11 protein-coding genes are annotated in these 13,403 nt (G+C 69.1%); 3 read left to right on the top strand and 8 right to left on the bottom strand.

All coding sequences use genetic code 11. From position 1 onward, the window contains the following. The first annotated feature begins 22 nt into the window (after positions 1-22). From FVE89_RS02665 to FVE89_RS02655, 3 genes are read left to right on the top strand one after another with little or no spacing between them, the layout of a single operon-like run. A complete protein-coding gene (locus FVE89_RS02665; RefSeq protein WP_160532562.1) occupies positions 23-760 on the top strand; it encodes a PIG-L family deacetylase in 738 nt (245 codons plus the stop codon). After that, positions 757-1,350, top strand: coding sequence for an SAM-dependent methyltransferase (locus FVE89_RS02660; protein ID WP_160532561.1), 594 nt, complete (start codon positions 757-759; stop codon positions 1,348-1,350). The genes FVE89_RS02665 and FVE89_RS02660 overlap by 4 nt, the downstream gene beginning before the upstream one ends. Next, a complete protein-coding gene (locus FVE89_RS02655; protein ID WP_160532560.1) occupies positions 1,347-2,195 on the top strand; it encodes a galactosyltransferase-related protein in 849 nt (282 codons plus the stop codon). The genes FVE89_RS02660 and FVE89_RS02655 overlap by 4 nt, the downstream gene beginning before the upstream one ends. A gap of 261 nt (positions 2,196-2,456) precedes the next feature. On the opposite strand, the gene FVE89_RS02650 is transcribed toward FVE89_RS02655, so the two are convergent. The 8 genes from FVE89_RS02650 to FVE89_RS02615 all read right to left on the bottom strand — a co-directional run bounded on the left by FVE89_RS02650 (position 2,457) and on the right by FVE89_RS02615 (position 13,101). After that, a complete protein-coding gene (locus FVE89_RS02650) occupies positions 2,457-3,428 on the bottom strand; it encodes a CoA ester lyase (protein ID WP_160532559.1) in 972 nt (323 codons plus the stop codon). Between the two features lie 320 nt (positions 3,429-3,748). Continuing rightward, entirely contained in the window at positions 3,749-6,499 is a 2,751-nt protein-coding gene (locus FVE89_RS02645) for a phosphoenolpyruvate carboxylase (protein WP_160532558.1), read from the bottom strand. Between the two features lie 144 nt (positions 6,500-6,643). Then, entirely contained in the window at positions 6,644-7,534 is an 891-nt protein-coding gene (gene sucD, locus FVE89_RS02640) for a succinate--CoA ligase subunit alpha (RefSeq protein ID WP_160532557.1), read from the bottom strand. Positions 7,535-7,548: 14 nt separating this feature from the next. Further along, positions 7,549-8,742: a malate--CoA ligase subunit beta gene (locus FVE89_RS02635; protein WP_160532556.1), complete on the bottom strand. Its 1,194-nt coding sequence runs from the start codon at positions 8,740-8,742 to the stop codon at positions 7,549-7,551. Positions 8,743-9,052: 310 nt separating this feature from the next. Beyond that, positions 9,053-9,697, bottom strand: coding sequence for a methenyltetrahydrofolate cyclohydrolase (fchA, locus tag FVE89_RS02630; protein ID WP_160532555.1), 645 nt, complete (start codon positions 9,695-9,697; stop codon positions 9,053-9,055). A 14-nt stretch (positions 9,698-9,711) separates the two neighbouring features. Next, on the bottom strand, positions 9,712-10,575 hold the full coding sequence (locus FVE89_RS02625) for an NADP-dependent methylenetetrahydromethanopterin/methylenetetrahydrofolate dehydrogenase (protein ID WP_160532554.1): 864 nt from the start codon (positions 10,573-10,575) through the stop codon (positions 9,712-9,714). A 272-nt stretch (positions 10,576-10,847) separates the two neighbouring features. Then, positions 10,848-11,789, bottom strand: coding sequence for a D-2-hydroxyacid dehydrogenase (locus FVE89_RS02620; RefSeq protein WP_160532553.1), 942 nt, complete (start codon positions 11,787-11,789; stop codon positions 10,848-10,850). Positions 11,790-11,892: 103 nt separating this feature from the next. After that, positions 11,893-13,101 (bottom strand): aminotransferase class V-fold PLP-dependent enzyme, encoded by a 1,209-nt coding sequence (locus FVE89_RS02615; protein ID WP_160532552.1) that lies wholly within the window; start codon positions 13,099-13,101, stop codon positions 11,893-11,895. Positions 13,102-13,403: the final 302 nt, after the last annotated feature.

Raw genomic sequence — 13,403 nt, 5'->3', positions numbered from 1 at the left:
CTGCCCGGACGGTGGCCCTCTGATGCGCGCCGATGCCTTCCTGGCGGCTGCCGATGCCCTTCCCCTCGGCAGCCTCGACGCGCTGGTCGGAGCCGGCGGCCTCGTCGTCGTCGCGCCGCATCCCGATGACGAGAGCCTGGGCTGCGGCGGCCTGATCGCCGCGGCACGGGCAGAGGGGCGGGCGGTCCGGCTCGTCGTGGTCAGCGACGGCTGCGGTTCGCACACCCATTCCCGGCTCTATCCGCCCGAGAAGCTCCGCACCCTGCGCGAGGCCGAGACGGTGCGGGCGGTAGCGGTCCTCGGCCTCGCGGCGGGGGACGTCACCTTCCTGCGCCTGCCCGACGCGCATGTGCCGAGCGACGGCCCGGTCGCCGAGGACGCCGCGCGGGCGGTCGCGCGGGCCGCGGCCGACTGCGACGCGGGTGCCGTGTTCGTGACCTGGCGGCACGACCCGCACTGCGATCACAAGGCGGCAGCCGCCATCGTCGGCCTCGCCCGGCCCCATATGCCGCACGTGCGCATCTACGAATATCCGGTCTGGGGCTGGACCCTGCCGCCCGAGACCGAGGTCGGCCCCGCCCCGACGGGCCTGCGCCTCGACGTTGCGCCGTATCGCGCCACCAAGGCCCGCGCGGTCGCGGCACACGAATCGCAGACGACCGATCTGATCGCGGACGATCCGCAGGGATTCCGCCTGGAGCCCGCCATGATCGAACGGCTGTGCGGCCCCTACGAGCGCTTCGTCACGGTCCCTGCATGAGCCGGCGGACGGAGACCGTGCCGGCGGATTATTTCGCGGGCATCTACGCCAGCGATCCGGATCCCTGGCGCTTCACCAGCTCGGCCTACGAGCGCGACAAATATGCGGCGACGCTCGCGGCCCTGCCGCGGGCGCGCTATCGGTCGGCCTTCGAGCCGGCCTGCTCGATCGGCGTCTTCACCCGCGCCCTCGCCGAGCGCTGCGACCGTCTGCTCGCCGTCGACCTCGTCCCCGCCGCGGTCGAGGCCGCGCGCGCCCGCTGCGCCGACCGGCCCAACGTCGAGATCCGGCAGGGCGCCATGCCGGCCGATTGGCCCGAAGGCCGGTTCGATCTCATGGTGCTATCCGAGTTCCTGTACTTCCTCGGGCCGTCGGATCTGACCGCGCTGGTGCGCCGGGCCGGGGAGGCGATCGAGCCCGGCGGCGACCTGATCCTGGTTCACTGGCTCGGGGTGACCGATTATCCGCAATCCGGCGACGCGGCGGCCGAGGGCTTCATCACGCAGGCGGCGCCGTTCGCCGGCCTGCTGCATCAATCCCGGACGGCCGCGTATCGGCTCGACGTCCTGCGCGCCGGGTCGCCCGCGTGAGCGCCACGGTCATCACCCTCAACAAGGGCCGGGACGCGCATCTCGCCCGCCTGCTCGAAGGGCTCGCCCGAGGGACGCAGCCCGCTGCCTGCATCGTGGTGGAGATCGGTGACGCGGCCCCTCTCCCGACGCTGCCCTTCCCGGTGGAGCGTGTCGCGTTCCCCCATGCCGGCCTGCCGCTGGCGGCCGCGCGCAATGCCGGCCGCCGGGCGGCGCGGACCGACACGCTGATCTTCCTCGACGTGGATTGCATCCCCTCGGCGGGGCTCGTCGCCGGTCTGTCCCGGGCGGTTACTGAGCATGACGGCCTGATCTGCTGCGAGATCGGCTACCTGCCGGCCGGCGCCGTGGCGGATGACTGGCGGGAGGCCGACCTCGACCGGCTGGGGCATCCGCACCCGGTGCGCGCCTTCCCGCCCGCCGGGATGGTGGTGCCGGCCCCGAAACCGGGCCTGTTCTGGTCGCTGGCCTTCGCCGTACGCGCCGCGACCTACGACCGGCTCGGCGGTTTCGATGAATCGTTCTCCGGCTACGGGGCGGAGGATACCGATCTGGCGTTCCGGGCCGACGCGGCCGGGGTGCCGATCCTGTTCCTCGGCGGCCCGCGGGCCTATCACCAGCATCACCCGGGCTACGACCCGCCGCTCCAGCATTTTCGCGACATCGTCGCCAACGCGTCGCGGTTCCAGGCGCGGCACGGCCTCTGGCCGATGGACGGCTGGCTCGACGGCTTCGCCCGGCTCGGGCTGATCGCGGCGGACTGGCGGGAGGGGATCGAAATCCGGCGCGATCCGACGCCGGGGGAGATGGCGGCGGCGCGTCTGCCGGATGACCGGCCGTTCTGAACGACACCATCCTTCCCATTGGGGAGGCGGTAGAATCAGCGTTCGCGCGCTGGTTCTTGGCGAAGCGGAGGGTGAAGCTCCACTCGCCGCTTTCTGTTCTGGCGATCGTCAGAACGATGACCATTCGTTCGACTCCCGGCCGCAACCGGCCGAGGTCACACAAGAACTTGCGGCCAATCACGGGCGGGCCGGTGAAGCCCGCGGGACATCCGTACCACTGGCGTCCCGGAGAGGCGCAACCGACGTTGCGCCTCCGTCGAATCAGCCCTTCATCGCATCCGCCTTCTCGATCAGCGCTTCGGCCATGCGGATCGAGGCGATGTCGATCAGGCGGCCGTCGAGCGAGACGGCGCCGCGCCCCGCTTTGGCGGCCTCTTCCATCGCTTCGAGGATGCGGCGGGCCTTGGTGACCTCGGCCTCGGACGGGGTGAAGACCTGATTGGCCAGATCGATCTGGCTCGGGTGGATCGCCCACTTGCCTTCGAAGCCGAGCGCCGCGCAGCGCTTCGCCGCCGAGACGTAGCCGTCCGGATCGGAAAAGTCGCCGAACGGGCCGTCGATCGGGCGCAGGCCATAGGCGCGGCAGGCGATCAGCATGCGGTTCTGGGCGAACAGCCACGGGTCCTGCCAGTGGGTCTGGCGGTTGCCACCCTCGTCCTTGTCGGTCAGCACCGAGAAGTCCGGGTTCACGCCGCCGATCACGGTCGAGCGGGCGCGGGTCGAGGCGGCGTAGTCGGCCACGCCGAACGACATGGCCTCCAGGCGTTTTGAGGACTGGGCGATCGCCTCGACATTGGCCATGCCGAGGGCGGTTTCGATCAGCACCTCGAAGCCGAGCTTCTTCTCGCGCTTCTTGGCCTGCTCGATCTGGGTGACCAGCACGTCGATGGCGTAGACGTCCTGCGGTACGCCGACCTTGGGGATCAGGATCATGTCGAGCCGCGGGCAGGCTTCGACGATGTCGACCACGTCGCGGTACATGTAGTGGGTGTCGAGACCGTTGATGCGGATCATCATGGTCTTGTTGCCCCAATCCAGGTCGTTGAGCGCCTGGATGATGTTGGTGCGGGCCTTCTCCTTGTCGTCGGGGGCCACGGCGTCTTCCAGATCGAGGAAGATCACGTCGGCCGCCGAGGCGGTCGCCTTCTCCATGAAGGTCGGGTTCGAGCCCGGGACGGCCAGCTCGGAACGGTGCAGGCGGGCCTTGGCCTGCGGGATCAGGGTGAAGCTCATCGTGGGGTCTCTCTCCTGGTGACGGTTCTGATGCCGGTGCGGGGTATCCGCTCGGCGGTGAAAATGGCGCTCGCACCGCGTGGCGACAGAGCAAGACTTGTTGTTGAGGGCGCGCGGCTCTCCCTCCCCCCTTTGCGGGGGAGGGTGGCCCCTGCGTTAGCAGGGGTCGGGAGAGGGAAACCCGGGTTCAGGTAGGGAGGCTACCTTCATGAAGGCCACCGCCTTCTTCTGCACCGTCGCTCCCCTCTCCCGTCCCCCTTCGGGGGCCACCCTCTCCCGCAGAGGGGAGAGGGTTTGGTGCGTGCAGATCCCGCGCCGCCTCACCCGGTCGCCCCGAAGCCGACCGCGATGCAGTTGATCGACAGCAACAGCGCCGACTTCACCGCCTCGCGCCTTTCCTCGTCGGTCTCGGCGCGGTAGCGGGCGAGCAGTTCCACCTGCTCGCGGCTCACCTGATTGATCGTCGGCAGCCGGCCCTTCAGGCGGTCCCGGAACAGCGGGAAGCGCTCGGCGAGTTCCCCGCCGCCGCTCACCCGCAGCACCATCGCGCGGGTCAGCGCGTATTCGGCCTCGATCATCGAGAAGATGCGATCGCGAATGCCGGCGTCCGGGACGAGGCCCGCATAGGCGCGGGCGATGTCGAGATCGACCATCATCAGCGTCTTCTCGACCTCGTCGAGGACGAGGCGGAGGATGCGGGATTCCTGGAACAGGCGCTTCAAGGTTGCTTCGCCCTCGCGGCCGCGCACGTCGATGAAGCTCGCAAGCCCCGAGCCGACCCCGTACCAGCCGGTGATCACGTGCCGGTTCTGCGACCACGCGAACACCCAGGGGATCGCACGGAGATCGGAGAGCGACCGGGCGCCGAAGCGGCGGGCCGGGCGCGAGCCGATGTTCAGCAGCGCGATCTCGTCGAGCGGGCTCGCCGCCTGGAAGTAATCGACGAGGCCGTCGGTCTGGAGCAGCTGGACATAGGCCGCCCGCGAGGCGCCGGCCAAAGCCTCCAGCGCGTCGTCATGGCCGGGGCCCGCCCGCTCGCCGTCGCCGGCCAGTGCGTGCTCGAACACCGAGGCCGCGAGCAGTTCCATCTGGTAGGCGGCGGTGCCGCGGTTGGCGTATTTGAACGAGACGACCTCGCCCTGCTCGGTGGTGCGGAACCGGCCGCGGATCGAGCCCGGCGGCTGGGCCATGATGCCCTTTTGAGTCGGCACCCCGCCGCGGCTCACCGAGCCGCCGCGCCCGTGGAAGAAGGCGATCCCGACACCGAGCTCTTCGCCGAGCCGGGTCAGCTTGCTCTGCGCCTTGTAGAGCTCCCAATTGGCGGCGACGAAGCCGCCATCCTTGTTGGAATCGGAATAGCCGATCATCACCTCCTGCACCCCGCCCTGCCAACGGGTGGAGCGGCGCACCACCGGCGTGCCGAGCAGCGCCCGCATGATCGCCGGGGCGGCGCGCAGATCGTCGATCGTCTCGAACAGCGGCACGATCGGCAGCGGGCAGATCTCGGTGCCGGCCGCGTCGAGGAACACGCCGGCTTCCTTGGCGAGCAGGTAGGCGCCGAGCACATCCTCGACCGAGCGGGTCATCGACAGCACGAAGGCGCCGAAGGCCTCGCGGTCCAGGGCCTCGCGCATCTCGGCGACCAGCGCGAAGGTGGCGAGCGTCTCGCGCGCCGCGTCGGGCAGATCCTCGAAGGAGCGCTCCGGATCGCGCGGACGGGCGAGTTCCGCGTCGAGCCATTGGCGCCAGGCGGCCGAACCGAGGGAAGGCGGCTCACCGTCGCCGTTGCGCTGGCGCCAGAGGGCGTGGAGCGTGTCGGTGGTCCGGGTGGTGTTCTCGCGCAGGTCGAGCCGGACCGTCGAGAACCGGAAGATCTCGACCATCCGGCGGACCGGGCGGACGAGGTCCCGCGCCAGCGCCCCGCACTTCGCCTCGGTCAGGCCGCGCTCCAGCACGCGCAGGTCCTCGATCAGCCCGTCCGCGCTGGCGTAATCGGGGCCGGAGGGATGCGCGCCCTCGTTGCGGGCGATGGTCGCCTCGATCTTGCGCAGGACGCAGGAGAGATACTGGCGATAGGGCTCGCCCGGGTTGCGCCGGGTGATCGCGCGGGCCTGGCCGCTCTCGGCGAGCTGCCGGTCGAGTTCCGCGCGGAAACTGTCGGGCAGCGGCAGCGCGCGCTCGGTGAGCGACAGGGTGCGGCCCAGCTCGCGCACGCCGTCCCGGTAGCGGGTGAGCGAGGCGAGCGCGTTCCGGTGCAGGGTCTGCCGGGTGACGGCGGCGGTGACGTAGGGGTTGCCGTCCCGGTCGCCGCCGATCCACGAGCCGAACTGGAAGAAGGGCGGGACCTTGAAGTCGGTGCCCGGATAGGCTTCGGCCAGCGCTTCGTGCAGCGTTTCAAGGGTTTCGGGCAGCATCTCGAACAGGGTTTCGTCGAAGAAGTGCAGCCCCCAGGCCACCTCGCGCTCGACGGTCGCCTTCTCCAGATGCAGCTCGCCCGTCATCCAGACCAGCTCGATCTGGTCGCGCAGCGCGTTCATGAGCCCGTTGCGCTCGCGGTCGGTCCAGCGCGGCATCTCCAGCTCGCGCAGCACGAGGTAGATCCGCCGGAACTTTTCCAGCACCGTCACCCGCTTGCCCTCGGTGGGGTGGGCGGTGAGCGTCGGGCGGATGCGCAGGTCGGTGAGCAGCGCCTGGATCTTCTCGGGCGGCACGCCCTGCTTGCGCGCGTCGGAAAAGACCTTGGCGAAGGAGCCGCCGAGCGCGGCGCGGCCTTCCGTGCGCTCGACATGGCGGCGGCGGCGCATCGCGGCGTTCTGCTCGGCGATGGAGATCAGCTGGAACCAGATGCCCTGCACCTGGAGCGCGCGCGCCAGCATCTGCGGCGAGAAGCGCGAGATGTCGGCGGTGCCGTGCAGCACGGCTTCCAGATCCGGATCGTGCCGGCGGGCGACGTCGAGCAGGGCCTGGAACAGGATGTCCAAAGCCTGTTCCGCCGAGGTGCCGACGATCACCGGCGGCGCAAAGGCCGTGGCGTCGACGAGGCCCGGGGTTGCGTGCAGGGTACGGGTCATGGGGCCACCTCGTGGCGCACTACTGCATTCCCCTCCCCCTTGCGGGGAGGGGTTGGGGGGTGGGGGTGGTGCAGGAGGCACCGGAACGCCCTAACCTGAACCACCCTCACCCTCGGTCCCTCCCCACAAGGGGGAGGGAAGGATCTACGCCGCCCGCGCCAGCACGTCGGCCACGGTCTGCCCGAAGCTGCCCGGATCCGGCGCCACCGTCAGCCCGTACGAGCGCATGATCTCGGCCTTCTCGGCGGCGCTGTCGCCGGCCGCCGAGATGATCGCGCCGGCATGGCCCATCCGCCGGCCCTTCGGCGCCGTCAGCCCCGCCACGAAACCGATCACCGGCTTCGACATGTTCTCGCGGATCCAGGCCGAGGCTTCGGCCTCCTGCGGGCCGCCGATCTCGCCGATCATCAGCACCGCGTCGGTGTCCGGGTCGGTCTCGAACAAAGCGAGGTGGTCGAGGAAGGACGAGCCGTTGATCGGATCGCCGCCGATGCCCACCGAGGTCGAAATGCCGAGGCCCAGCTCCTTGAGCTGCGCGGCGGCCTCGTAGCCCAGCGTCCCCGAGCGGGAGATCACCCCGACATTGCCCGGGAGGTAGATGTGCCCGGGCATGATGCCGAGCATCGCCTTGCCGGGAGAGATGATGCCGGCACAGTTCGGGCCGACCACCATGGTGCGGCGATCCCGCGGATAGCGCATCAGGTAGCGCTTCACCCGCATCATGTCCTGGGCCGGGATGCCGTCGGTGATCGAGCAGACCAGCCGCAGCCCGGCATCGGCCGCCTCCATGATGGCATCCGCCGCGAAGGGCGGCGCCACGAAGGTGATCGATGTGGTCGCGCCGGTCGCCGCCACCGCCTCCTTGACGGTGTTGAACACCGGCAGGCCGAGATGGGTGCGCCCGCCCTTGCCCGGCGTGACGCCGCCGACGACGTTCGTGCCGTAGTCGAGCATCTCCTTGGCGTGGAAGGTGCCCTTGTCGCCCGTGATGCCCTGGACGATGATCGGGGTGGTCTCGTCGATGAGGATGCTCATGGCGCGGTCTCCCCTCAGTGCCGGGTCTTGTCTTGGGAACCCTTGGCCGCCGCGCAGGCGTCGACCGCCTTGCGGGCCGCCTCCGACAGGGTGTCGGCGGTGATGAGATCCAGGCCGCTCTCGGCCAGGATTTTCTTTCCGGCCTCGACATTCGTGCCGGCCAGCCGCACCACCAGCGGCACGTCGATCTTGACCTCGCGGGCCGCCTGGATGACGCCCTCCGCGACCCAGTCGCAGCGGTTGATGCCGGCGAAGATGTTGACGAGGATCGCCTTCACGTTGCGGTCCGAGAGCACGAGCCGGAAGGCCGTGGCGACCCGCTCAGGCGAAGCACCGCCACCGACATCCAAAAAATTCGCCGGCTCACCGCCCGCGTGCTTGATCATGTCCATGGTGGCCATGGCCAGACCCGCGCCGTTGACGATGCAGCCGATCTCACCCTCGAGGCCAATGTAGCTGAGGTTGTGCTCGGCGGCCTGGGCCTCGCGCGGATCGCCCTGCGAGGGGTCGTGCATGTCGGCGATGCTGGGCCGGCGGAACAGGGCGTTGTCGTCGAACGACATCTTGGCATCGAGGGCCAGCACCCGGTCGTCCTTGGTGACGACCAGCGGGTTGATCTCCAGCATGGTGCCGTCGCAATCGCGGAACGCCCGGTAGGCGTTCATGATGGTCTTCACCGCGGCCGAGACCTGCTTGATATTGAGCCCGAGCTGGAAGGCGATCTCGCGCGCCTGGAACTGCTGCAGGCCGACCGCCGGCTCGACCACCACCTGGATCAGCGAATCCGGCTCGTTGGCGGCGATCTCCTCGATGTCCATGCCGCCGCGCTGGCTGGCGATGACGCGGACGCGCTCGGCCTTCCGGTCCAGCACGTAGCCGAGATAGAGCTCGCGCTCGAACGGGTCGGCGGTCTCCACGTAGACCCGCTGCACCGGCTTGCCCTCGGGGCCGGTCTGGTGCGTGACGAGGCGCTTACCGAGGAGGTCCTTGGCGGCGTCGCGGACCTCGTTGTAGGTCCGGCACAGCTTGATGCCGCCGGCCTTGCCGCGGGCACCCGCGTGGATCTGCGCCTTCACGGCCCAGAACGAGCCGCCGAGCTCGGTCGCCGCGTAGACCGCCTGATCCGGGCTGAACGCGATCGCGCCTTTCGGGACGGCCACGCCGAAGCTCGCAAGCAGCTCCTTGGCCTGATACTCGTGGACGTCCATTCGGCGCCTCCTCCGCGGTTCGTTGCCGCCGTTCGACGCTTTTCATTTTAGTTGAGTCGAAGGATTACGCCCGTCAAATTTTTTAAGCTGCTGATTGATCGCGACTTTTTCGCGGCCGCAACACAGATCGTATTCTATTCCGCAATGCAACATACAGAACGACAACGAGGCCGGGGCATGATGCACCCGGCCTCGACTGTCGATCAGGAATTTGGGAACTGGGCTTGGATGCGCTGGCAAGTATAAAGCTTCAGCGACAGCAACGCGCATCCCCTCCCCCTCTGCGGGGGAGGGAGATGCGCACGATCGTTCAGTTCACCTTGGCCTTCACAATCCCGTAGACCTTCTCGGTCAGCGCGCCGGCATCCGAAAGTAATTCCTCCAGCTCCTTCAACCGCTCGTCGGCGAAATCCCGGTCCTCGAGCCCCTTGGCGTTCACGTAGACGTTGAGCGCCGCGCTGCGCAGGCCGGCATAGGCCGAGAGAACCGCCACGCCGGCATCCGAGACGACGTTGAGATTCCCCTTGTCGGCCGTGATCGCCGCGAGGTCGATCACCGCGCGGCAGGCCCGGCAGCAGGCGAGCGGCACGTCGCAGGCCGTCTTGAGCGCCGCCTGGATCTTGTCCGCACGCGCCGCCTTCTCGTCGTCGGTGGCCTTGGGCAGGCCGTAGGCGCCCATCACAGCGTCGAAGGCCTGGACGTCCTCGCCGATCATGCCGGTGAGGACGACCCGCAGCCCCTCGGACCGGGCGAGCACGTCCTTCAATTCGGCCTCGACCTCGACATACTTCTTCTTGCCGATGGTGAGGTTGCAGACCATCGACACCAGGGCCGCGCCCATGGCGCCGGAGATCGCCGCCGCGCCGCCGCCGCCGGGGGTCGGGGCGGCGCTCGCGAGCTCCGTCAGGAAGGTCTGGATGGACGCGTTTTCCGGCGCCTGCTGCGTGTCCGACATGGGCCTCTCCCCGATCAGGCCATCGACTTGGCCAGCGCATAGATCTCCTCGGCGTCGAGCACCTTGTCGGTGCTCTCGAAGAGCTGGCCCACGCAGGCCCGGTGCAGCTTGAGCTTCAGGCCGCCGATGCCCAGCGCGCCGAAAGCCTGCTTGCCGTTGCGTTCCTTGCCCTTGTCCATCACCTCGATGCCGCCGATGCCGGTCGGGGGCTGGGCGTTGTAGTCGGCCACGAACGCGATGGACGATTCCTGCGCCCAGGCGGCCTCCGGCAGCAGCTCGACGCCGATGGCGCCGGCCGTGAACACGAGGTTCGTGCCCTTCACCAGGGCGATGCGCGAGGCTTCGTCGGGGGTCGCGGCGGCCTTCACGTTGACCTTGAAGCGCTGGTTGATCTGGTCGGCGGCGGCCTGGGTCTTGTCGAGGGCGCGACCCGCGATCGTCACCTCGGCGCCCTCGCGGGCGAGCAGAGCGGCGGAGCGCATGCCGACCGGGCCGGTGCCCGCCAGCACGACGGCCTTCTTGCCCTGGAGCGAGCCGGCGGCCTTGGCCACCAGCGCGACGCCCGCGGCGGCCGTGGTGTTCGATCCGTTGGAATCGAGCATGACCGAGACCCGGAACGGGCCGAAGAAGCGCTTCTTGACCGCGGTGAACAGCGCCTCGCCGGCCGCCATGTTGCCGCCGCCGACGAAGATCGCCGTCGACTTCTTCTCGGAGCCGCCGCGGGTGTAGATCGTGCCGTCCACCAGCGCGCCGACATTGTCGGGATTGACGCCGCCATAGCCGGTGACGTGGTCGGCGCCGCCGTCGTAGCCCACGACCGTGTCGAACACGTTCGGCACGGCATCGGTGTCGAACAGGAACAGCAGCTTCTTCGTCATGTCTTTTGGGACCTTTCCGTCGCGCCCTCAAGGCGCCGTCAGGGTGTCTTTTGATCGTGATCGGAATCAGGGGCGGGATCCGCGCGTCCCCCTCCCCCCTCTGCGGGGGAGGGTGGCCCCCGAAGGGGGTCGGGAGAGGGGAGCGACCGTGCAGAACAAGGCGCACCGCTCACCAATGCTCTGCCCTTTTCGGAAACCGGGTTCCCCTCTCCCGACCCCTGCTGACGCAGGGGCCACCTTCCCCCGCAGAGGGGGGAGGGAGAACCCGCCCGCTACTCCACCACGTTCTGCGGCTTGCCCGCCACGAAGGCCTCGACGTTGTCGACGAGCTGATCGGCCAGGATCTGCATCGCCTCCTTGCTGGCCCAGGCCACGTGCGGGGTGACGATCAGGTTCGGCAGGTCGGCCTCGCACAGGATGTTGCCGTCCTTGGGCGGCTCCTGCGCCACCACGTCGAAGCCCGCGCCCGCGATGGTGCCGTCCTTGAGCGCTTCGAGCAACGCCGCCTCGTCCACCAGCCCGCCCCGGGCCGTGTTGATGAGGATGGCGTTCCTCTTCATCTTCTTGAGCTCGGCGGCGCCGATCATCCCCTTGGTGTCGGGGGTCAGCGGCACGTGCAGCGTGATGACATCCGACTGCGCAAGGATCGTCTCGAAATCGACGAGCCCGTCCTGCGGGAAAACGTCGTAGGCCAGCACCTTCATGCCGAGCGCCTCGGCGCGCTTGCCGATCGACTTGCCGAGCGCCCCGTAGCCGACGATGCCCAGCGTCGAGCCGGCGATGTCGTAGATCGGATAATCGAAGTAGCAGAACTGCTTGGACTTCGCCCAATCGCCCCGCTTCACCGAGTTGGCGTAGGGCACGATCGCCCGGCGCAGGGCGAACATCAGCCCGACCACGTGCTCGGGCACGGTGTTGAACGCGTAGTTGCGGATATTGACGACCGTGATGCCCTGCGCCTTCGCCTGAGCCTTGTCGACCACGTCGGTGCCCGTGGCGGCGACCGCGATCAGCTTCAGGTCGGGGAGCTGCTTCAGCGTCTCGGCCCGCATCGGGACCTTGTTGATCAGCGCGATCTCCGCCCCCTGGAGGCGGGAGACGATCTCGTCCGGCGTCCAGGTCGAGTCGTACTCGACGTATTCGTGCGGGAAGTTGAACGGCCGGACCTTCGCGTCGAGGGACTCACGGTCCAGGAACACGATCTTCTTGGTCATAGGACCCCTCTCGGACGACGGGCGGTTTCCTCGATAATCTTGGTCTTCTTTGCGCGTCGGGGCGGGCCCGGCAACCCGGACCCGCCCCGATCGCGTGCGCGGCTCAGGCCTTATGCAGCGGATTCTCGCGCAGGTAGCTGGAGGCGGCGGCGACGCCCGAGCCCGGCGTGACCTTGATGCCGCAATCGAGCATGGCCATCTCGGCGCCCGCGATGGCGCCGAGCAGCGACAGCTCGTTCAGGTCGCCGAGATGGCCGATGCGGAACACCTTGCCGGCGACTTTCGACAGGCCAGCCCCCAGCGAGAGGTTGTAGCGCTCGTAGGCGTGGGTGATCACCTTGGCGGCGTCGGCGCCCTCCGGCACCACGATCGCCGTCACCGTGTCGGAGTTCCATTTCGGCTCCTTGGCGCAGGGCTTGAGGCCCCAGGCCGCCACGGCCTGACGGGTCGCCTCGGCGAGCACGTGATGGCGGTGGTAGACGTTCTCCAGCCCCTCCTCCTTCACGATCGCCAGGGATTCGCGCAGGCCGTAGAGCAGCGGCAGAACCGGCGTGTAGGGGAAGTAGCCGGTGGCGTTGGCGGCGAGCTGATCCTTCCAGGCGAAGTAGGCGTGGCCGAGCCGGTCGTTGCGGCCGGTGCCGCCCTCGGCGACCTTGAGCGCCTTCTGGCTGATGCAGATCAGGCCGAGGCCGGCCGGCAGCATGAAGCCCTTCTGCGAGCCCGCGATGGCGCAATCCACGCCCCATTCGTCCATCTTGAACGGCAGCGAGCCGATCGACGAGATGCCGTCCACGAACAGCAGCGCCGGGTGACCGGCGGCGTCGATCGCCTTGCGCACCGCGCCGATGTCGCTGGTGACGCCCGTGGCGGTCTCGTTGTGGACGACCATCACGGCCTTGATGGCGTGATCCTTGTCGGCGCGCAGCGCCTCCTCGATCTTCTGCGGATCGGCGCCGGTACCCCATTCCTCATCCTGGACGATCACGTCGAGGCCGAGGCGCTGGGCCATGTCGACCCAGAGGTGGCTGAACTGGCCGTAGCGGGCGGTGAGCACCGTGTCGCCGCGGCAGAGGGTGTTGGACAGGGCCGATTCCCAGATGCCGGTGCCCGAGGACGGGAACAGGACGACCGTTCCGGCGGTCGAGCCGAACACCATCTTGGCATCCTGCAGCAGCGGCCTCACCAGTTCGGGGAAACTCGGCGAGCGGTGATCCTCCGACGGCACGTGCATGGCGCGCAGGACGCGCTCCGGGATGTTGGTGGGTCCCGGGATGAAGAGGTGGTTGCGACCGGGGCGCCGGGTTGCGGCCATGATGGTTCCTCCGATTAATCCCTTGCGCGCGGGCTCGCGCCCGCGCCGGTTGTCCAAATCTCTTCGGGAGCCGGCCCGGTGGCGGTCGCGGCGCGTTCCACGCGCCTTCGATCGCCGGCCGAGGCCGTGAAGTGGGGGGCGCTGCGGAGCGGCAGGCGGCCTCACGCCGCTCGCGTCGCGGCGCGCCCCCGCGCGCCGGTCGCCTCCGAATTGCCGTCCCGTCCAACGGCCCCGGGGCCGTCCTCGCCGCCTTCCTGTCCATGCCCGGCCGAGCCCCTACGGGCCGCCAGTTCCTGGTATTA

The sequence above is a fragment of the Methylobacterium sp. 2A genome (genome assembly GCF_009806555.1).
In the GTDB taxonomy this organism is placed as follows: domain Bacteria; phylum Pseudomonadota; class Alphaproteobacteria; order Rhizobiales; family Beijerinckiaceae; genus Methylobacterium.
Note: the sequence above shows the minus strand (reverse complement) of the source record. Positions and strands in the feature narration are given on the sequence as shown.